Genomic DNA, 20113 nt, shown 5'->3' with positions numbered 1-20113 from the left:
CGCATTCCGTCATGCTGCTTTGTCCTCGCTGTTGCCTGGACGACCGGGCGCGCTTGGATCCGCATCGGCGGCCGAGTCGTCATTGAAATGATGCGTTTCTTGAAGCATGCGCCCCATCTTGGCGCCCTGGCTTTCAATCAGCTCACGGGCGCTCTCGACCCATGGCTGAGTGGGCTCCGGAACGGCATGTAATGCAGCGTCCGTCCTATTGGAGGGAAGCTTCATCGCCACCAATGCGCGGCAGATATCGAAATGAAGAGCCGGTTTCCGCTCGGCATACGCTGGAGAAGTCAATCCAAAGACGAGACAGGCAAATAGGTGATCGAGTTCCGCGCCGGTTATCTGGCTGGCGTATTGACGTTGTAAGGTGGCCCAGGCCACCTCGATTTTCGGAGCAAAGATTTCAAATTCCGGGAATTGAGTGTCCATACCGCACCGAATGGTTACCATAGCAAGCATGGTCTTAATTCAGGGCTGCGGTATTTTAGAAAACTACGGACTGTTTTTAGGAAATTACGGTTTTTGCGAAACTGGCCCAGCGTGTAACCGCAGCGCCACACTTACCGCAGGCTGTTTTGCCCATTGCACGCAAATGAATGATTCGGGCGCGCGCCCCCATGCGCTGTTGGATAAGCCCTTGGGATGGAAATAAATTTTCGTCGGATGTGCCCGAGACTATCTCGCGAATCGCAATTCTGTTGGCGTTTTTCCTCGAAACCGCTTCATGGTGGTCGCCAAGTGGCTTTGATCCGAAAAACCTGCCAGGTAGGCAATTTCAGCAATCGGGACCTCACCTTCGACAAGCAGTTTTTCTGCAAAGTCCAGACGCAGGTTAATCAGGTATCGATGCGGCGGCATCCCAAACGTCTTGGCGAACCTGTGTATGAAATGGTTCGATGAAATGCCGGCGACCGCCGCGAGCTCGGCGACGTGTATCTTCTGGGTAAAATGTTCGTGGAGATACTCCTGCACGCGTCGAGCGCTTTTCGCAGAGAGTCCTCCCCTGAGCGACGGAGGCTGTTTCATGCGGCTTGCATAAGTACGAAGGAGGTGAACACTAAACAACGTAACCAATGAATCCAGAAAGAGTTCATTTGGAGTTGCCTTCCGAGTTAGCTCGACAGAAATCCGCTGAGCAATGTCGAGAGCCCGCATGTCCACAGTGCCAAAAGCAGGAGGCTCAAACTCTACATTGGCTAGATCGAATTCCTGAACGGCCAAATCAGACAGAACTTCTGGAGGTATGGCTACGACAAGATTTTTCCGGGTTTCCGACCAGGCAAGGCGACTATCCACACCTGCAGGGTTGACCACGATACAGCCAGCTGGCGCATCATACTCGGTGATCCTATCGCTCCCGAGCGACGCTCTCAATTTGCGTGCGGGCTCCAACACAATTCCCACGGCATGCTCCTTGGCCAGGAACGTCTGTGAACCTGGAGCGCGTACAGAATGGATCACGCTCCCCCGCATGGTGGTTTTTCTTGGACCTGCATTTTCAGGAATTATGTCGAATACATATCGATCGGCCCGTTCCCGGACCTCATCTGCACGTTTCATTCCGCCCGCCCGAACGAAATCCAGTAAATATCCACAAGCAGCTGAAAATCCACCCTATGATTGAATTTTATTTCCCAACATTGCTGGCTGATCGCTGCCGCATATCAACGGATAACGCGCAATTAGATAGTACAAACTCCCGGGTTTGGAAGGGCGGCTGTGCGCATGGTAAAAAAAGAATGAAACCGGGATGCCACCGGTCATTGGGCCGGTCGAACTGCCACACTGTCATCGACCTATTCTGGTACACTTAGGAAGCACGGAAGACTCTGTTTTGGTGGACCGCTGTTGCTACAGATCGCCTTGGCGCTTTTCGTAAAGATCCCACGCTACCTCTACGAGCCCGAGCAGCACATCCTTTTGATTCCATCCGGCCGCAACCGCAGAGCGAACAATTTCGTTAACGATAGGATGTAGCTGGCGTTGGCATTCGCTCGAAATGTCGTCAACGCCTTCTCCGTGAGGGGGCTCACCGAACCTGATTTCCACCATTAACACTCCAAGGCAATCAATATATATCTGCTACCATATTCCCAACATAAAATAAATCCGGGGCAACGCGTAGCAATCTTGCAGGATTAGGCGTAACTCACACTAGAGCTATGCTGCAATCGGTCTGCGCTGGATCACTATAGGCAACATGATATCCCTCTACGTTGAATGGACTATCCTTTTACAGATACAAGATGAGGTAGAATTTCTAACGCATAAGCGACGTCATATTGTTTGCGACCAGCGTCGACGCGCCTGCGCCGAACGCCTCCGATGTAACGCAGGTTGAACTGGTTACTCGCGCTGAGTGACCGCACCCTTTCTTGCGATATGGTCCTTCAGGTGAATTGGCACATTCGCGGCCTTTCGGCGATGCCGCCAATCCGCGATCTGTTTGGAACGATGTGGGAGATCGAGCAAGAAGGTGCGTCCGTTTCAAACGCCTGTTGTCCTCCTGTCGGGGGCGAAACGACCGTGACGCTAGACGAGACGTCCACATCTCCAGCTCTTTTCAGAACATGCGAACCGCACGCAACGCAATGGCCGAACCGCTCACAATGAGGATCCACAATGAATGGTTATTCCTCCTATTAGGTCTTACGGTGATACTTTTCGCGCTCCGAATGTTCAAAGCGGATTGGCGTTTCAAATAGTCCAGCCGAATGACGATGGTATCCATCCGAGCAGGACCGAGCAGGACCGCGGGATTTTGGGCGCCACGCGTGGTAATGTCGGTTCATGGAGATAGATGAGGACAAGATCGACGATGCAGTTTTGGCGCTGTTGTGGCTGACGCTGCATAACGAGCGTTGTGCCTGGAAGGGTTTTGATTGGGCAACGACGGATCGGCTTCACCAGAAGGGCATGATCGGCGACCCAGTCAACAAGTCGAAGTCATTGGTGTTGACCGATGAGGGCCTGGAGCGTTCGGAAGCGTTGTTCCGGGAGTTGTTTACGCGGTCGCCGCGATAGCCGTCACTTTGTGTGCCTTCCACTCCCATGGGAGCAGTTCGTGCAGGCGGGAGACAGGAAGATCGGCGATGCGGGCAAAGACATCGGCAAGCCACGCCTTTGGGTCGACATCGTTGAGGCGGCATGTGGTGATGACGGTCAACATGACGGCGGCAAAGTACAAAATAACCGTTCGGGAGGACATGTGGACACCGCCAGCCCCGACTACCGACAAGTCAGGCTCCTGATACGCATTCTGCCTATCATTGCGCAGGAACCGTGCTTCGCCCTGAAGGGCGGTACGGCCATCAATCTCTTCATTCGAGAGCTGCCGCGGCTCTTGGTCGATATCGACCTTGTTTACTTGCGGATGGACGATCGATGCTCGGCCACGCGAGTGCGGAAATGACCCGCAAATACCAGCGCCGGCGAGACCGCTTCCGGGTTAGTCTGACGAAGGCCTCGGGCTGTAGTGGAGCTTATCCCGCCAGCATGCGTGCGAGCATATTTCTAATGTGGTCCTGCGCGCCGTAAAAAATTGCCGCGACAATGATTGTGCGTCTATGTTCCACAGGTAGAAACCAAATAGCCGCTTTGTCCCGCCGAAGAAACCGGATCCCGGGATGAATGTCGGGCCGCAGAGTCCCGATATAAGGCGTATCGACGAGACGATCGATTTCGACACGCAATTTGTGGATCCGTTCAGCGGTACGCTCCACGGCCTCGTCAGGCGAGTCCCCGAATTCGACATAGGCGTCGAACAGGTGATCGAAGATCAACTCGAAATCGCGTTCGGCATGCTCAGAATATTCAAGAGTCCACACGAACAATCCGTCGCTTCCGCTCAATCATTGCCGCGACGCGGCTTTCCATTTCCGTCGCAGAAATCATCGGTCCGTTCAATCGCCGCTGGACCAATTCGCGAAGCGCTGCCGTTTCGACGGTCTCAGCTTCCGTCTTTTGGCGAAGCAACTCTAGGCCCTGCTGCAGAACCGAACTCATGCTGGAATACCGGCCGCTCTCCACCAGCGAACGGGCAAACGCATCCTGCTGGTCGGTCAGCGAGATCGACGATTTGACACTCATCGGTTTAACTCCCTTTAGTCTAGTTTGCTACTCAGTAGCACATTTGTCAATCTGAGGAGATGTCCATCAGGGCGACAAAGTAACAACGCGGTGCAAAAGCAGCGGGGGTCGGAACAAGATCTGCTCCCGTATGGCGCCAATCTCAAGCGGCTGTGCCTAGTGTTGCATGCACAAGGACAGGTAACGACCACGCGTCTGACGACATTGCTCAATGACATTGGTCTCGACATCTCAAAACGCCAGATCGTACGGCTTTTGACCCGGCAACTGGATGGCTTTGCCGCCGAGGACGCGGCGGTGTTGCATGCCGGTCTAGTGTCGTCGTCTTATGTCACCGTCGACGACACCGACGCCCGACATTCCCATAATCCGTCTTACGCCACACACATCGGCGGCCCGAATTTTACTGTCTTTCGCACCACAAGATCGAAGTCACGTCTGAATTTCCTGTCGCTACTGCGCGGCGGCACTGTCGACCGCGCTTCGCCGAAAGCAGCACTTTGCCGAGTTCTGGGCCGAAAAGGACGTCCAGGCTGTGGACTATCTTTCGGCTGAGAAATACAGCGCCGAAGCCGGCGCGATTTCCGTATGAAACTACCTTTCCGTAACCGCGGCTGCAGATCGTGCCGACGTTCTAATGTGCGAGAACGACATCCTAGCCTTCGGGGCGATGGATGAGATCAGAGGAAAATTCGGCCTCCGCATCCCCGAAGATATCGCGATCGTCGGCTTCGACAATTACGAGCTCGGCGGGTCGCACGCCTACAGCCTCACCACCTATGAACAGCCTCGACATGAAATGGTCCGGGCGATCATCACCATGATCCTCGGAACCATTGAAGCCGAGACCGTCACATTGCCTGGTAAATTGGTCATCCGAAATTCGACCTGAGCGCCCTTCATCAAACTATGGGTTATTGGCAGCGAGGAGTCGCGACACCTCGCAAATATATCAACATCAGCCATTTGCCGCCCGTCGCCGGCGAAGGTGCCAAGCGAAGCGATGCCAGCGGTGGTAAAATCTGGTTGCTTCAGCAAAAGCTTGGAGAGCCTTTCACCTGCCGAAGCCGAATGTCTTGCGCAAACTCTTATCGACTGCGTTCGCCGGCATGAATCTGCGCAATCGGCTGAGAAGTGTCGCTTGACCGCCCGCCGGTTGACGCATTTGGTACGGACCGTTGATGGCGGCCAGGATTTTTGCGGCTACCGCCTGCGGTGACGGCGCTGATTTGATCTGATCCTGAACCGTCTCAATAGTCGCATAGGCCTGCCTTTCGTAGACGCCCAAGGGGGCCTCGGTGTGTGCCGCGTTTACGTCGAGCTTCGTGTTGGTGAAAGTGGGTTCGAGCAGCACGACCCTCACGTTGAACTCGCGGATCTCGTGGTCGAGCGACTCAGACAGCCCTTCAAGCGCATGCTTGCTGCTGGCATATAGTCCCATGAACGGCGCAGGCAGGAAGCCCAAAACCGAGCTAACATTGATTATGAGCCCGCTCCGGGCGGCTCGCATGGATGGCAGAGCGGCACGTATCATGCGCAACGGGCCAAACACGTTGGTATCGAATACTCTTTGAGCTTCCGCGGTCGAGGTATTCTCGACAGGGCCGAGCAGCGAAACGCCGGCATTGTTGATCAGGACGTCGATCTTACCTGCTTCGGACAGAACCCATTCCACAAAGTTCGCAACCGACGTGTCGTCGTTGACGTCAACGGTTCCGAAGCGCACGCCGGGAATTGAACTGACGCGGTTCGGGTTGCGTACGCCCCCAAACACCTTGAAGCCATTTTGTGCGAGAAGGCGCGCCGCGGCCTCGCCTATTCCGGATGATGCGCCGGTGATAACGACGACTTTCTGATTGGACATGCATGCTCCTGAGCTTTGTGCGAACGAGTGCTAGGAAGCTTTCAGCGGGATCAGATTTCCTGTTCCTTTGTCAGGCGAAATTCCGCATTTTGCTTCTCACTACGTTCCGTTAGATTTCGATCACAATCTAACTCTATTTTGGATGTCGATCAACATATAAAATGAAAAGCTCTTACTGTTTCGGAGCATTTTCATTGAAGTGACGCGTTTGAACGTGCCGGGGTCCGGCTGCAACGGCCGCAGTTGGGTGTACAGAGCTACTGCGCAGTCAATTGGTGACCAGCGCAACATTGGCAACGTGCTTAGCGTCACCGCGTCGGTTTGTGTTCGAGGCCGCTACGTGGGCGGGACGCTATGATGAACGATGGACGATCGAGCAAACGAGGAGCGGTTCCTTGCCTGACACTACGCTGATGAATGGTTTGGAGTTTGTGACGGGACTTTCACAGGGGATCCTCCCTCGCCCATCGATGGCAGACCTGCTGCCTTTCACACTTTTTCCGCCGGACGAAGGTCACGTTGAGCTTCTCGCCAGGCCGGAAGCCCGTTTTCTCAATACGATGAATACGGTCCACGGCGGATGGATCATGACGATGCTCGACACTTCCATGTCGCTTGCTGCACAAACAACGTTGATGTCCGGCGAGGTCTGCCCTTCGCAAGAAACCTCGGTTAAATTTGTACGTCCAATTTCTGCCGACTGCGGCGAATTAAGGATTACCGGAAAGGTGATCTCTCGTGGCCGGACGGTCATTACTTTGGACGGCAGGATCGAAGGCTCGGAAGGCAAGCTTTATGCCCATGGCACGTCAACCTGCCTGATCGTTCGACCCGGAACGTGATGTTCGAGCAACTAGTTTCGAAACTGACTTGGGATTTGGCGGCGGCGTGCGGCAGGCTTCGGCCCGCCGTCATGAAGCCCTTCATATATTGCAGATAAGGATGCCGGGACGAAATCTAGGCGCTTATCATCACCTCCGATGCTTCGGCGCTCCGCCAGTCGGATTTGCCGAGAGCTCGCATGATGAAGCGGATTTGCACGTGCGCTGCTTCAGCTATGTCCTCCCCCTCTTGAACACGTTGCTCAAGCAAAACCGGATGGAAGAACGGCAGGAATGCGGTGATCACTCCCCTTGTGGCATGGTCGGCATCTTCCACCTGGAACTCACCCGTTTGCAGACCCTGGCGGATAATCGCCTCCAGGATCGCCCGAATACGCTGATTATGCGCATTCATCGTGGCCCAGTTTTCGTTCATGGCAGCGACGAACAGCTCGTGAATGGGTTTTGCTTCCATCAGCGTCATTCTGCTATGCCGGTGAAGGATGTTCAAAAGTTCAACAAGCTTTTTACTCGCTGCCGCGTCTGTCCGTGCGATAGAGAAAGCAATTTCGGTGACCTTTTCGACGATACGCGCACAGACAGAATTGTTGATTGCCGCCCTTGTGGGAAAGAAGCGGTACACATTCGCTCGACTTGTACCCAGGTCGGACGCAATGTCTGCAACGGTCGTCTTGCGATGACCGATATGGCGAATGTATTTTTCCGCAATATCGAGGATACGATCACGCCCTTCCTCTAAAATTGCTTCATCCGAAGCTAAGGAATAAGGCCCTCGTTCCTGAGATTCCGGTTCCTGTCGATTAAGGGCCCAATCAGCATCCCGGACGATCGATGCTGAACCGTTCGTTTTCGCCTTCGCGTCAGGGGCAGTCACGTCAGTACACATCCTAAACATGATGTCACTCCGCAGCCATCGCGCGTTGCAGTTCCGGAGCTTTTTGCTCCGTATGGTGAGTTGCTCCCTCAGTCGGCTTAATGCGGAACCAGGTGGCATAGAGAGCGGGGAGGAAGAGCAGGATCATTACGGTTCCGACGGCCGTGCCGCCGATCAGCGTGTAGGCCATCGACCCCCAGAATACCGAGTGAGTGAGAGGGATGAAGGCAAGGACGGCCGCGAGTGCTGTCAGCATGACCGGACGCGTCCGCTGCACCGTCGCCTCGATGACCGCGTGATAGTCATCGAGACCGGCCGCCTGGTTCTCCTTGATCTGCTCGGTCAGGATCAAGGTGTTGCGCATGAGAATCCCCGCGAGGCCGATCAGTCCGAGAATGGCATTGAAGCCGAACGGTTGATGGAAGAGGAGCAGGACGGGAACAACTCCAGCAAGACCAAGCGGTCCCGTCAGCATCACCATGGTCATCGTCGAAAGGCTACGGACCTGCAAGACGATGACGATCAGCATTGCGGCAATCATCGCCGGGAAGATCTGAACGAGGGCAACATTAGCCTTCAAGGATTCCTCAATGTTTCCGCCCATCTCGATACGATACCCGACCGGAAGCGAGGCGATCAGCGGCTGAAGCGCCTTCAGAATCTGTTGCGAGACTTCCGGAGGCTGTGTCGCCTCATTGATGTCCGAGCGGACTGTAATGACAGGCGTTCGATCACGCCTTTTCAGGATCGGTTCTTCAAACCGGATTTCCGAGTGGCCGATCTGATCAAGCGGAACCTGTCGACCATCCCGGCTCATCAGCGAGAAGTCAGCCAGCCTTGACGGATCAAGCCTGTTTTCGCCGGCACTGCGCGCGATGACGGGCACAGTGCGAATATTCTCGCGAACCTGCGTGATCGGAACGCCGCTCAACAGTAATTGCATCTGCTGGGCTGCCTCCGCCGGCGAAAGGCCGATCAGGCTCAGCCGATCCTGGTCAGGAACGAAGCGCAGCACCGGCATGCGGTTGCCCCAGTCACGATTGGCCTGACGGACATCCGGCACACCCTTCATGATGTCGAGGGCTTTCTCGGAGATCTCGTACAATTTCTTGGGATCAGGTCCCATGACGCGAAACTCGACCGGGAATGGTGTGTAGGGACCGAATACGAGCTGCGTGACGCGGACATAGGCTTCAGGAGCGAGCCCCTCCGAGACGGCGGCGCGGAGGCGCTGCTTCAGCGCTTCGCGCGTCTCGGCGTCCGGCGTCAGCACGACGATCTTAGCAAAGGACGGGTCCGGCAATTCCGGCGCCATCGCGAAGAAGAAGCGAGGAGCGCCCTGCCCTATATAGCTCGTGACGGTCTTTGCCTCGGGCTGCTTCTGCAGCCATCCTTCGAGCTTCTCGACTGTCGCCGTGGTCGTCTCGATACTGGTGCCCTCGGGTAAGCGGACCTCCACCAATACTTCGGGACGGTCCGATGTCGGGAAGAACTGTTGCTTGACCGCTCCCATGCCAACGACGGACACACCCATAGCGATGCCGACCACCGCGCAGGTGACGAACTTGTGTCGCACCGCAAATGCGATCATCCCACGAAGGCGGCGATAGTTCGGCGTGTCGTAGATGGCGTGATGGCCACCATCGATCGGCTTGATCGCCGGCAGCATCTTGACGCCGAGATAGGGTGTGAAGACCACGGCGACGATCCAGGAGACAATGAGGGCAAAGCCCACCACCCAGAAGATGTTGCCGGCATATTCGCCGGCGGTCGAACGGGCGAAGCCGACCGGCATCAGCCCGATGATCGTCACCAGCGTGCCGGACAGCATGGGAGCAGCCGTATGGCTCCACGCATAGGCGGCTGCCTTGATCCGGTCCATTCCCTCTTCCATTTTCACCACCATCACCTCGATGGCGATGATGGCATCGTCGACCAGAAGGCCAAGCGCCAGAATGAGCGCGCCGAGCGTGATACGGTCGAAAAACCTGCCGGTCTCCAGCATGATGAGGAAGACCACGGCAAGCGTGAGCGGAACGGCCAGGGCGACAACGATACCGACGCGCCAGCCGAGGCTGATGAGGCTTACGAACAACACAACGCCGAGCGCCATGGCGAATTTCAGCATGAATTCGCCGACGGCTTCCTGGATGTTGACGGCCTGGTCGCTAACCTTGGCGAGCGTCATGCCGAGCGGCAAGGTCTGTGCGATCGCACCGGATCTTTCTTCCAGCGCTTTGCCGAGTTCCAGGCCATTCCAGCCCTGCTGCATCACCACGCCAAGCATAATGGCCGGTTCGCCATTGTGACGGATGAGATAGGTGGCCGGATCTTCATACCCGCGGCGAATCTCTGCAAAATCCGAGAGCTTGAGCGTGCGTCCGCCCGCGACGATCGGCGTGTCGGCGATCGCCTGGATGCTGTCGTAAGCACCATTAAAACGGATGAACACCTGCGGGCCGCGCGTATCGATCGATCCCGCCGGCATCACGGTATTCTGCCGCTGCAAAGCGGCCGCGATATCCTGTGCCGAAATTCCGAGCGTGGCCAGTTTGGCAAAGGAGAATTCAACAAAGATCTGTTCGGGCCGTTCTCCGAGAATGTTGATCTTCTTTACGCCGGGCACATGCAGAAGGTCCTGCCGGATCACCTCTGCCTGACGCACGAGGTCGCGCATCGGCATGCCCTTGGCCTTTAGAGCATAGAGACCGAAGCTAACGTCGGAATATTCATCGTTGACAAAGGGACCAAGAACGCCCTGGGGCAGGTTTGGCGCCTCGTCTCCAAGCTTCTTTCGTGCCTGATAGAACTCCTCCTCCACCGCTGTGGGCGGTGTACTGTCCTTCAGCGTGACGGTCAGAAAAGCGTATCCCGGCCGCGTGGTCGTCTCGACGCGGTCATACCATGTGAGCTCCTGGAGGCGCTTCTCAAGAGGCTCGGCGACAAGATCCTGCATCTCGCGCGCTGTCGCGCCCGGCCACACGGCTGTCACGGTCAGTGTCTTGATGGTGAACGAGGGATCCTCCGCCCGTCCGAGCTTGGCGAAGGCATAGACGCCGGCGGCGGCAAGCAGGACGATGAAGAACAGCGTAACGGCTCTCTCGCGAACCGCGAGCGCGGATAGATTGAAGTTCATTGGTTGGCCGCCTCTGCTTGTTCTGTCGTGATCCGGACGCTGGCGCCGTCCTGCAGGAGATGCGCCCCAAGAGCGACAATGGGCTCGCCCGCCTTGAGGCTGGAAACCACCGCGACCTCCTCACCCATCTTCTCGACCTTCACCTGGCGGAAGTGGACGGTCGACGTTTTTTCGTCAAAGACCCACACTCCAGTTCGGCTGCCGTCGTCAAGGACAGCGCCGACTGGCACCACCGCATGCGCCTGGCCGGTATCGTTGGAGATTTTGATCGTGACCGTCGCGCCGAGTGGCGCCGAGGCTGCGGCGCCATCCAGAACCCAGCGTGCTTCATAGGTGCGGGTTTGAGGATCGGCGGCGTCCGAGATCTGCCGAAGTCGCGCCTTGTCCTGCCGGCTTTCGTTGCCGTAGATGCTGGCTTCGGCTACGTCTCCAATCTGAGGCCGAACGGATTCCGGAAGCCAGACCAACGCCTCACGAGGCCCCGCCTGGGCGAGCCGGACTACGGTCTGTCCAGCGGTCACCACTTGCCCCGGCTCTCCAAGCGTTTCGACGACGGTGCCATCGGTATCGGCGACTAGCAGTGAGTAAGTCGCAGCGTTTTCGGCGACGCTAGCGTCGGCCTGCGCTGCGGCAAGCTGGGCGGTTGCGGTGTCTAGTGCTGCTTTTGCCTGTTCATAGCGCTGCGGAGAAGCGGCTGCCAATCCGTTTTTCACCAAAGCGGCATAGCGTCTCTCGTCAGCTTGCGCCTGGGTCAGGACGGCCTGAGCCGCAGCGACCGCATTGCGTTTTGCGGCAAGCGCCAGACGCAGATCGGTCTCATCGATGCGCATCAAGGGCTGACCCGCCTTCACCTGCTCGCCGACATCTACGTAACGCTGCATGATCTTGCCGGGCACACGAAATCCCAAGTTACTTTGCACCCGAGCAGCGATCGTGCCGGTGAAGGTGCGTACCGTTGTGTCCGGCCTCTTCGCATCCACCAAACTGACGAGCGGCGGCGCGACGCGGGGATCTGCGGCTTGCGCTCTTCCGTCCGAGGACTCGGCAAGGAGAACGAATGCGGTGGCGCCAGCGGCGACCAGTATGCCCGCGGAGGCGAGGAGAATTTTGCGATTCATGTCATTTGACCCTCGTTGACGGGTGCAGCGGTTAATTTAGATTGCGATCTAACTCTAAATGTGTTATAGATGTCAAGTGAAATCTAAATGGAGATCGATATGAGAGTCAGTCGGACTCAGGCAGAGGCAAATCGCGAAGCGGTAATCAACGCGGCAAGTCGGCTCTTCCGGGAGCATGGATTCGATGGGATCGGGCTGAAGGACTTGATGAAGGGGGCCGGCCTCACCCAGGGCGCGTTCTACAAACAATTCGCGTCGAAGGACGACCTTGCCGCACTTGCATCAAGGCGCGCGTTGGAAAGCGCCACAAGAAGATGGTCGACCGCGGCCGCAGATGCCTCCGATCCCTTGGAAGCTGTCATGGCATTCTATCTTTCCAAGGATCACAGAGGTGAGAAGGCGGAAGGTTGCCCCCTGGCGGCGCTGGGAGCGGATGCTGCTCGGCAAAGCGATGAGGTCAGGCGTCCATTTGAGGATGGTATTCGCGCTCACTTCGAGGTGCTGGACGAACTGATGGGTGACGCCAGCAGCGCACGTCCCAGCGATAAAGCGATGGCGATACTGTCTTTGATGGTGGGTGCCGTCACGCTATCCCGCATCATCGAGGATGAGAAGTTGTCGCAAGGCGTGCTCGACGCAGCCACTGGTGAAGTCAGGCGTATTGCGCATCGCGACAATGATGCCTGATGGCTATGTCGGGCTCAGGGAACCCGCGCTGACATGGGCCGAGATCTAGCCGCCGCTGGCGTCGGGTGAGGCGTCTTAGCTCTTTGAGTAAGCTGCATGTTCTGAGCAGGCCCCGACCCGTTGTCCGTTGTCGGTCGGGACACTGATTGCAAACCAATTTTTAATGCGAAGACAGGTGGAAAATAGATGCGTCGCATCGTTGTCACAGGTATGGGAGCCGTCAGCCCCCTTGGAGCAAATGTCGATATTTCCTGGTCGCGCCTTCTCGCGGGCCAAAGCGGCATTCGGCGACTGGGTGACGATGTGGTCGGAGATCTGCCTTCGAAAGTCGGAGGCGTGGTCCCCTCTCTAGCAGAAGACCCCGAGGGAGGTTTCGATCCGGATACGATCATGCCGCCAAAGGATCAACGCAAGGTCGACCGGTTTATCATCTTCGCGCTGGCAGCCGCGGAAGAGGCCCTGACGCAGGCAAACTGGAAGCCGGCGTCGCATGAAGACAGGCTCAGAACCGCGACGATCATCGCGTCCGGCATCGGTGGCTTTCCGGCAATAACGGAGGCCGTCCGCACCGTCGATCAACGCGGTGTGCGCCGCCTTTCGCCCTTCACCATTCCGTCCTTCCTCGTCAATCTCGCAGCCGGGCAAGTCTCTATCCGCCACGGCTTCAAAGGTCCCCTCGGCGCGCCCGTGACGGCATGCGCTGCTGGCGTTCAGGCGATCGGCGATGCCGCCAGGCTTATTCGATCCAATGAAGCCGACATTGCCATTTGCGGCGGAACAGAAGCCTGCATGAACATCGTCAGTCTTGGCGGTTTCGCCGCAGCAAGATCGCTGTCGACCGGTTTCAACGAAACGCCGAGCAAGGCCTCGCGTCCCTTCGACACGTCGCGTGACGGCTTCGTCATGGGCGAAGGAGCGGGCATACTCGTGATCGAAGCACTGAGCCACGCTCTTGCTCGCGGTGCCACCCCGATTGCCGAACTCGTTGGATACGGCACGACAGCCGACGCCCACCACATCACCTCCGGTCCCGAAGACGGAAGCGGAGCGCGCAGAGCAATGGAGCTTGCCATCGCGCAAGCCGGCGTGGCCCCTCATGACGTGGGTCATCTGAACGCACATGCCACCTCAACACCGGTGGGAGATCTCGGAGAAATCAGAGCCATCAAGAGTCTATTTGGCGACGGAAAGTCTGTCGCCGTCAGTGGAACGAAGTCGGCAACCGGACACCTGCTTGGCGCGGCCGGGGGGCTTGAAGCCATCTTCACGATTTTGGCGCTCAAGAACCAGGTCGCGCCGCCGACCCTGAACTTGAATACACCGGATGCCGAAGCGAGCGGGATCGATTTTGTCGCAAACAAAGCGAGCCGTCTGGACGCTGAATACGCGATATCCAACGGCTTCGGTTTTGGCGGCGTCAATGCCAGCGCACTTTTTCGACGCTGGCCGACGGAAAGCAGTCGTCGGACATCCTCCATCGGGTGATGGTTCATCACCACCTTCGCAGCATCATGAAACCTTTATCTTTGCCCAGGAGCTGACCTTCCATGAAACCAACGGAGGTTACTATCCAGAACATAACGCACCTCAAGCCAAGGATTGCCGTCATTGGCGTCGGTGGCGGCGGAGGCAATGCTGTCAACAATATGATCACACAGAATCTGGCGGGGGTAGAATTCATCGTTGCAAACACCGATGCCCAGGCTCTGTCGACGTCGAAGGCACCGCGGCGTATCCAGCTTGGCCTGACGGTCACCGAAGGGCTTGGCGCCGGATCTCTGGCCGAGATCGGACAGGCGGCAGCGGAGGAAACGGTCGATGAGATTATGGACCACCTGGCCGGGACGCACATGTGTTTTGTCACCGCGGGCATGGGAGGCGGCACTGGAACAGGGGCAGCGCCCGTCATTGCTCGGGCTGCGCGAAAGGCGGGCATGCTGACAGTCGGTGTCGTCACCATGCCGTTCGCCTTCGAGGGTACACATCGAATGCGGACGGCACGGCAGGGGATTGAGCGTCTCAGCGAAAGCGCCGACACTGTGATCGTAATTCCCAATCAGAACCTTTTCCGAATAGCCGATGCTAAGACAACCTTCGCCGACGCCTTTGAAATGGCCGATCGCGTTCTTCACGCGGGCGTCAGCTCCGTTGTCGACCTGATCGTCAAGGAAGGGTTGATCAATCTGGATTTCGCTGACGTAAGGTCGGTGATGCGCGATATGGGTCGAGCGGTGATGGGCACAGGCGAAGCGGCAGGGGACGGCCGCGCCAGAGTCGCTGCGGAGGCAGCGATTGCCAATCCGCTTTTCGACGACACGTCGGTCAGGGGAGCGAGAGGACTGCTCGTCTCGATCTCCGGCGGTCCGGACATGACGCTTTTTGACGTTGACGAAGCAGCCACACGTGTCCGCGAGGAAGTCGACGCTGACGCAAACATCGTCGTCGGCGCGACTTTCAACGAAACACTTGAAGGACGACTGAGGGTTTCTGTCGTCGCAAGCGGGTTGCGACAACCGGCAGAAGTGATCTCCCTTATGGAACGGAGGGCATGACGCTCTTGATATCGCCGGGATGAAGCCGGGAGTCATGTAGCGTTCGATTTTATTGCATTCGGTTTTTCAAGCGGAAGCTAAATTGTCGGGTCCGATTTTCGATCACCGCTATTGCCGAAGCGCGAACTCATTCGGTCACTCCATTTCCTTCCGACGACTACCCTACCCATCCGGCGTCATCGATGCTCCGCCTTCTCCGCGCTTGTCGAGGTCTTCAGCTGTCTGCAGAAATAGAAATGACAATCGTCGGCATCACCGACGCCGCATTGCTGTCCATGATAGTGGGGTTTGGCAATGCCCTCCGCTCGGCTTCGCAATTTTTTGGTTGAAATTGGCGCGAGCCGCAGGTCAGCTCTCAGGGGATCAAATCTTGCGCGAACTGATACCGGGCGCCTGATGCACGAAATCACCCTGCGAGATTTGATCCAGCTTGAAGATTGCAAGATCCTCGCGATTGACCGTCCAGGAATGCTTCGTGTGGCCATACAAGCCGATGTTGATGCGCCTGAAAGCAGGATCGCTCTTTAAGATGGCTATACGAACCATGGTCCAATCCAGATTCGAGTTCCGTATCGCCTTCGCCAGCCCAATGATGTCATCGTGAGTACTGCGCGTTGCGTACCTGATCGCCAGGGTGGGAAGCCAGATCTCCTAATCGGAACCATCCCCCGGATCGACGGCGGTACCGGTGGAAACAGCGATCAGGCGCGTTATGTCCTCCTGCCTCATAGCGGCGATGATCGCTTCTATCGCACGGGTGATCGGGAGATCCTTGGGATGCGGAACGGAAGACGGTCCCAGAGCGGAGAGCACGGCATCAGAGCCACGAATGGCATCCCGCAGGAACGCGGTTTCGGACAAGTCCCCCGAACCACCCGCACTCTTTTGGCGCGACGGGCCATCATCGTGGCGGCTGAGGCCACTGCCGAGTGGCCAATTTCTTGCGATTTCCATCATATTTCCGATGGGCAGCCGTATCCGGCCGTTGACCGCTAATTAGAAAATGGAGCGAGGTTTGCGTAAATGACGCTAGATCTTTCGTCGCTAATTCCCGGAATAGCTGTATTATCGCTATGTCTTTCGATTCTGCTCTTTCATGGTCTGACGGGTGTTCCACCAGTACCCTCCAGCTCGAGTGAAATTGCCGACGTCATCGAACTGCTGCGGAATGCGAATTTGCCGATGGGCGCGATCATCTACGAGCTCGGGAGCGGTTGGGGCTCCATGGCCATCGCACTTGCCCACGCGTTTCCGGATGCAGAGATCCGCGGAATCGAGATTTCGCCCGTGCCATACTTGTTCTCCAAGCTGAGGATGCGCCGCTTCGAAAACGTGACCATCCGCTGGGGGAATTTCTTCGACCAGGATATAAGTGATGCGGACGCCGTGACGTGTTATCTCATGATCAAGCCGATGCAAAAGATCGGCAGCTTCCTCGACAAAATGCTCAAAGACGGAACGCCAGTGGTTTCGTTGACATTCTGGTTTCGCGACCGGCAGGTCGAAGCATCGCGGGAAGGACCAGGGCTGCGGGGCGGTGCAGCACTCTATTCCTGGCCCGCCCGCAAAGTTTAAGAACCTCCCGGCAGCGACCTATTTCAGGTCGCCGCCAGGATTGCGCCTTAGACGCGGACAAAGAAGGTATCCGAAAACTCCGCGGCATTCACGGAGAAGCGATTTCCCGCGTCTTAGGCTGACCCTGAGCTGCGTTCGAGACGCTTTCCCATGCTTCCCAGGTTGCGAGACGTGCCGAATAGGCAGATTGTACGACCGGAAGCCCTTCGGTGCCAAGGAACAGTCTAAGCGGCGGAGCCTCCATGTCGACGATCTTCAGAACGGCATCCACCGTTGCCTCGGGATCGCCAAAAGCGATGTTGGCCGCACGCGCGAAGATGCTGGCCCTGAGGTCCGTGTAAGCATCAAGACCTGCCGAGACTCTTAGAGACGTTTGGCTGGAGAAGCCGGTCGCATAGGCGCCGGGCTCCAGCATCGTCACCTTGATGCCAAAGCCGGCGACTTCTTGTGCAAGACTTTCGTGCATCGCCTCGAACGCCCATTTGGAGGCGTGATAGAACCCGATGATCGGGCTCGCGACCAGGCCAGCGACACTGGAAACGCCGATGATATGGCCGTTCCCCTGCTTACGCAGCAGCGGCAGAGCGGCCTGGATCACGCGAAGCGTGCCGAAGAAGTTGGTTTCGAATTCCGCCTTGATGTCGGCTTCGGCCGTTTCCTCGACTGCACCGACCAGCGCGTAGCCGGCGTTGTTCAGGATGACATCCAGTCTGCCGAAATGGCGATGTGCGCGTTCCACGACGCCACGAACTTGATTGGCATCGGTGACATCAAGGGCGAGCGGCAGAACCGTATTGCCATACCGAACGGCGAGATCGGCGACACTTTCGAGCGAGCGTGCCGTCGCTGCGACCTTGTCACCGCGGTTGAGGGCAGCTTCCGCCCAGATACGACCGAAGCCTCGTGAGGCGCCGGTGATGAACCAGACTTTGTCAGACATTCTAATCTCCTTAACTTGATTGCTTGCTTCGGATGCCCCGGCACCTTTTGGTACCAGCGAGGGCGTGCCGGCGCAGTCGCCGGCGGCGCCAATCGAATTGCGCAAGGCGCCAAGGATTTCGTCTGTTTGATACTGGAGATTGTTTCACGGTTCGGCGCTGGGAATGGAGCGCGTCCACTCCGATCGGCATCAATGCAAGGAGTGGGCTGCGGGAGTGTCACGCCCGTTCAATTCACGCCATTGCAATGGTGTCAGCCCCTCCCAGTCGTGAAACGCACGATAGAAGGAACTACGATCCTGATAGCCCAGCAGACACGCTACCTCGTCGATGTCAGTGGATGGATTGGAGAGGAGTTGCCGTCCCAGTTCCTGGCGCGCTTCCGACAGAAGCTCGCGGAACGTCTTGCCCTCGTCGGTGATGCGGCGCTGGAGCGTTCGTTCGCTCATATTGAGATCCCGGGCGATCTGCGACAGCTCCGGCCGCCCGCTTGCCAGACTTCGTTTCAGCACGACCTTGACCTGGTCACCGACGGAACTCCGCGCCTCCAGTTCACCCATGGCAGCGGCAAGCGCAGGCGTGAGGATATCCAGGAGCTCGGGGTTGTGCCCCGGAAAGGGCCGGTCAAGATCGGCGGACTTCAGGACAAGCTTGTTGCGTGGCGCCCTATATCGGATGGGGCATCCGAAGAAGAGCCGATAGAGATCGCTCTTTGGGCCGGCACGCATGAACTCGACCCGGATAGGAGTCAGGGGCTGGCCGGTGCCACGGCGGCCGAGTTCAACCAGGAACGCAAAGGCGACATCCGTGGCGATGCCCGGTTCCGTCTCGGTCGCGTGAATCCAGTTACTCGTGATTGAGACTTCACCATTCTCCTCGCTGAAACTCAACTGCTCGGGGGTGCAGAGACGCTTGAAGCGCGCGACACGGTAGAGACCATCGCGATAATCCCTGGCATGAAAAGCCGCCAAAGTGGACGGTGGATGGACGGCGGTATCGGCTTCGCGGACCAGCCGAAGCCCGAGGGCATGCTCCGGCGCCAGCTCTTCAAGCGCCCGGAATATCGCGAAATACTGCGCCGTCGTCACCATGCCGTTCTCGCCCAGATGCAGCGTGCCGGGAAGCCGGGCCTGACGTAGGACCGCAGACGGCGGTAAACCGATCCTCTCGACCGCACGCCAGAATGCCTGAGGAACCCTGCATTTATCCGCCGGTATTGCCGTCATCCGGGTTGGCCTTTTCGGAATGCGCATAAAGGGATGCCGAGTTGATTGCCTAAACTTTATCGCATTTGGCTCATGATAATGCGATCAAACATGCGGTCGCCAAACCACTTGCGAATCGCGATCATCGGCTTGGCGTATTTGCCGGCAACATAGCGCGTGCGTGGCCGTCTTGCGCTGACTGCCGTGGAGACGACATCCGCAATGACCTTCGGATCCGTGCCGCGGCCATGGCCATAGGTCGCCTTGGTGATCTTGGCGACGGCCTGCGAAGCCTTGGCGTAGGCGCCAGCACCCGAGCGCTTGACAAGGCCGTCGGCGACCACATCGCCGAATCCGGTCTCGATCAGGCCCGGTTCCACGATCACGACATTGATGCCGAAGGGCGCTAGTTCCAGCCGCAGGCTATCCGACCAGCCCTCGAGCGCATGCTTGGTGGCATGATACCATGCACCAAGCAATGTATAGATCTTGCCGCCCATCGACGTGATGTTGACGATGGTCCCCGATCCCCTCTGGCGCATCGCCGGCAAGAGTAGTTGGGTCAAGCGGGCCGGGCCGAACACGTTGACAGCGAACTGGTATCTCGCCTCGTCGAGCGGAATGTCCTCGACCGGCCCGTAGAGTCCAAAACCTGCATTGTTGACAAGGACATCGATGCCGCCGCTTTCCGTCAGGATTGTGTTAACGGCAGCCTGAATCTCATTGTCGTCGGAAATATCCATCTGCAGGCTGCGCGCACCGATCTTCTCCAGATCACGCATCTTATCGACGCTGCGAGCCGCCACGTAAACCCTGAAGCCGTCGGCGATGAGGCGCTTGGCGATTTCCTTGCCCATGCCGGAGGATGCACCGGTCACGAGTGCTGTTTTCTTGCGATTGTCGATCATGTTTGCCCCTCTGTTTGTGAGATTACAGATAAGGCCCTGCCAGCATGGGGTCATTGACGGAACATGCCATCACTGTGGCATATTGCGCCAATGAGGACCTCGATGGCGCCAAGAAAAATTGCTGTTCGAAGGAGCAGCGCCGTTTCGTAGTCGGGAGACAAGCCAGCAACGGTTCCGTCGCATCCCAGGAAAACAAGTCGGCTATCCTCAACTAATCGGGCGGATGCCGCCTCATGCGGCATCCGCCCGACGCCGAACCGGCGAGTTCCCAGCATGTGCGCGGGTGCTTTTTATGTTGGAAACTTGTCGGCTGAGCGCATGTCCG

At 57.5% G+C, this 20113-nt stretch carries 17 protein-coding genes and 5 pseudogenes; 9 read left to right on the top strand and 13 right to left on the bottom strand.

Features of this window, described 5'->3' with window-relative positions:
• Window positions 1–9 precede the first annotated feature (9 nt).
• Together CCGE525_RS26345 and CCGE525_RS26340 are read right to left on the bottom strand one after the other, a co-directional pair.
• The gene (locus tag CCGE525_RS26345) at window positions 10–429 is read right to left on the bottom strand and encodes a hypothetical protein (RefSeq protein WP_120708638.1); all 420 of its coding nucleotides are present in this window, start codon (window positions 427–429) and stop codon (window positions 10–12) included.
• A gap of 246 nt (window positions 430–675) precedes the next feature.
• Window positions 676–1560: a helix-turn-helix domain-containing protein gene (locus CCGE525_RS26340; RefSeq protein ID WP_120707249.1), complete on the bottom strand. Its 885-nt coding sequence runs from the start codon at window positions 1558–1560 to the stop codon at window positions 676–678.
• A 1230-nt stretch (window positions 1561–2790) separates the two neighbouring features.
• Between CCGE525_RS26340 and CCGE525_RS26330 the strand changes: the two genes are divergently transcribed.
• Entirely contained in the window at window positions 2791–3024 is a 234-nt protein-coding gene (locus CCGE525_RS26330; protein ID WP_120707247.1) for a DUF6429 family protein, read from the top strand.
• Here CCGE525_RS26330 and CCGE525_RS26325 read toward each other — a convergent pair.
• A pseudogene (locus tag CCGE525_RS26325) lies at window positions 3005–3178 on the bottom strand (transposase domain-containing protein); the annotation flags it as partial. The gene CCGE525_RS26330 and the pseudogene CCGE525_RS26325 sit on opposite strands and share 20 nt — an antisense overlap.
• A gap of 30 nt (window positions 3179–3208) precedes the next feature.
• Between CCGE525_RS26325 and CCGE525_RS26320 the strand changes: the two are divergent.
• Window positions 3209–3394 (top strand): annotated as a pseudogene (locus CCGE525_RS26320) (nucleotidyl transferase AbiEii/AbiGii toxin family protein); the annotation flags it as partial.
• An 88-nt stretch (window positions 3395–3482) separates the two neighbouring features.
• Here CCGE525_RS26320 and CCGE525_RS26315 read toward each other — a convergent pair.
• The gene (locus CCGE525_RS26315; RefSeq protein ID WP_205587517.1) at window positions 3483–3833 is read right to left on the bottom strand and encodes a type II toxin-antitoxin system RelE/ParE family toxin; all 351 of its coding nucleotides are present in this window, start codon (window positions 3831–3833) and stop codon (window positions 3483–3485) included.
• On the bottom strand, window positions 3814–4089 hold the full coding sequence (locus tag CCGE525_RS26310; protein WP_120707244.1) for a type II toxin-antitoxin system ParD family antitoxin: 276 nt from the start codon (window positions 4087–4089) through the stop codon (window positions 3814–3816). Before CCGE525_RS26310 ends, CCGE525_RS26315 begins: the two co-directional genes overlap by 20 nt.
• A 129-nt stretch (window positions 4090–4218) precedes the next feature.
• Here CCGE525_RS26310 and CCGE525_RS26305 point away from each other — a divergent pair.
• Both CCGE525_RS26305 and CCGE525_RS26300 read left to right on the top strand, forming a co-directional pair.
• Window positions 4219–4587 (top strand): annotated as a pseudogene (locus tag CCGE525_RS26305) (IS66 family transposase); the annotation flags it as partial.
• Window positions 4550–4981: pseudogene (locus tag CCGE525_RS26300) on the top strand (substrate-binding domain-containing protein); the annotation flags it as partial. The pseudogenes CCGE525_RS26305 and CCGE525_RS26300, both read left to right, overlap by 38 nt.
• Before the next feature lie 162 nt (window positions 4982–5143).
• Here CCGE525_RS26300 and CCGE525_RS26295 read toward each other — a convergent pair.
• Window positions 5144–5953, bottom strand: a complete 810-nt coding sequence (locus tag CCGE525_RS26295) for an oxidoreductase (RefSeq protein WP_120707243.1) — start codon at window positions 5951–5953, stop codon at window positions 5144–5146.
• 395 nt (window positions 5954–6348) lie between these two features.
• Between CCGE525_RS26295 and CCGE525_RS26290 the strand changes: the two genes are divergently transcribed.
• Window positions 6349–6795 (top strand): PaaI family thioesterase, encoded by a 447-nt coding sequence (locus CCGE525_RS26290; RefSeq protein ID WP_245472307.1) that lies wholly within the window; start codon window positions 6349–6351, stop codon window positions 6793–6795.
• Window positions 6796–6910: 115 nt separating this feature from the next.
• Here CCGE525_RS26290 and CCGE525_RS26285 read toward each other — a convergent pair whose 3' ends face one another.
• Genes CCGE525_RS26285 through CCGE525_RS26275 form a run of 3 tightly spaced genes read right to left on the bottom strand, consistent with a single transcriptional unit; the run spans window position 6911 to window position 11923 of the window.
• Complete coding sequence (locus CCGE525_RS26285) at window positions 6911–7669, bottom strand: TetR/AcrR family transcriptional regulator (RefSeq protein WP_245472306.1); 759 nt, start codon at window positions 7667–7669, stop codon at window positions 6911–6913.
• Between the two features lie 25 nt (window positions 7670–7694).
• Window positions 7695–10805, bottom strand: coding sequence for an efflux RND transporter permease subunit (locus tag CCGE525_RS26280; RefSeq protein WP_120707240.1), 3111 nt, complete (start codon window positions 10803–10805; stop codon window positions 7695–7697).
• Window positions 10802–11923 carry an efflux RND transporter periplasmic adaptor subunit gene (locus tag CCGE525_RS26275; protein WP_120707239.1) on the bottom strand — a complete coding sequence of 374 codons (1122 nt, stop codon included), beginning with the start codon at window positions 11921–11923 and terminating at the stop codon, window positions 10802–10804. Before CCGE525_RS26275 ends, CCGE525_RS26280 begins: the two co-directional genes overlap by 4 nt.
• Before the next feature lie 99 nt (window positions 11924–12022).
• Between CCGE525_RS26275 and CCGE525_RS26270 the strand changes: the two genes are divergently transcribed.
• From CCGE525_RS26270 to ftsZ, 3 genes are all read left to right on the top strand, one after another.
• Window positions 12023–12610 (top strand): TetR/AcrR family transcriptional regulator, encoded by a 588-nt coding sequence (locus tag CCGE525_RS26270; protein WP_120708637.1) that lies wholly within the window; start codon window positions 12023–12025, stop codon window positions 12608–12610.
• Window positions 12611–12796: 186 nt separating this feature from the next.
• Complete coding sequence (gene fabF / locus CCGE525_RS26265; RefSeq protein ID WP_120707238.1) at window positions 12797–14095, top strand: beta-ketoacyl-ACP synthase II; 1299 nt, start codon at window positions 12797–12799, stop codon at window positions 14093–14095.
• Between the two features lie 62 nt (window positions 14096–14157).
• Entirely contained in the window at window positions 14158–15162 is a 1005-nt protein-coding gene (gene ftsZ, locus CCGE525_RS26260; RefSeq protein WP_120707237.1) for a cell division protein FtsZ, read from the top strand.
• A gap of 363 nt (window positions 15163–15525) precedes the next feature.
• Here the strand turns inward: ftsZ and CCGE525_RS26255 are convergent.
• Window positions 15526–16023 (bottom strand): annotated as a pseudogene (locus tag CCGE525_RS26255) (NAD(P)-dependent oxidoreductase).
• Between the two features lie 162 nt (window positions 16024–16185).
• On the opposite strand from CCGE525_RS26255, the gene CCGE525_RS26250 reads away from it, so the two are divergent.
• Window positions 16186–16737, top strand: coding sequence for an SAM-dependent methyltransferase (locus CCGE525_RS26250; protein ID WP_120707236.1), 552 nt, complete (start codon window positions 16186–16188; stop codon window positions 16735–16737).
• A gap of 88 nt (window positions 16738–16825) precedes the next feature.
• On the opposite strand, the gene CCGE525_RS26245 is transcribed toward CCGE525_RS26250, so the two are convergent.
• The 3 genes from CCGE525_RS26245 to CCGE525_RS26235 all read right to left on the bottom strand — a co-directional run bounded on the left by CCGE525_RS26245 (window position 16826) and on the right by CCGE525_RS26235 (window position 19788).
• Window positions 16826–17677 carry an SDR family NAD(P)-dependent oxidoreductase gene (locus CCGE525_RS26245; protein ID WP_120707235.1) on the bottom strand — a complete coding sequence of 284 codons (852 nt, stop codon included), beginning with the start codon at window positions 17675–17677 and terminating at the stop codon, window positions 16826–16828.
• 189 nt (window positions 17678–17866) lie between these two features.
• Window positions 17867–18901: an AraC family transcriptional regulator gene (locus CCGE525_RS26240; protein ID WP_120707234.1), complete on the bottom strand. Its 1035-nt coding sequence runs from the start codon at window positions 18899–18901 to the stop codon at window positions 17867–17869.
• Window positions 18902–18957: 56 nt separating this feature from the next.
• Window positions 18958–19788, bottom strand: coding sequence for an oxidoreductase (locus tag CCGE525_RS26235; protein ID WP_120707233.1), 831 nt, complete (start codon window positions 19786–19788; stop codon window positions 18958–18960).
• Window positions 19789–20113: the final 325 nt, after the last annotated feature.

The sequence above is a fragment of the Rhizobium jaguaris genome, from assembly GCF_003627755.1.
Lineage (GTDB): Bacteria > Pseudomonadota > Alphaproteobacteria > Rhizobiales > Rhizobiaceae > Rhizobium > Rhizobium jaguaris.
The sequence above is the reverse complement of the archived record's forward strand: the minus strand, read 5'-3'. Positions and strand labels throughout refer to the sequence as shown.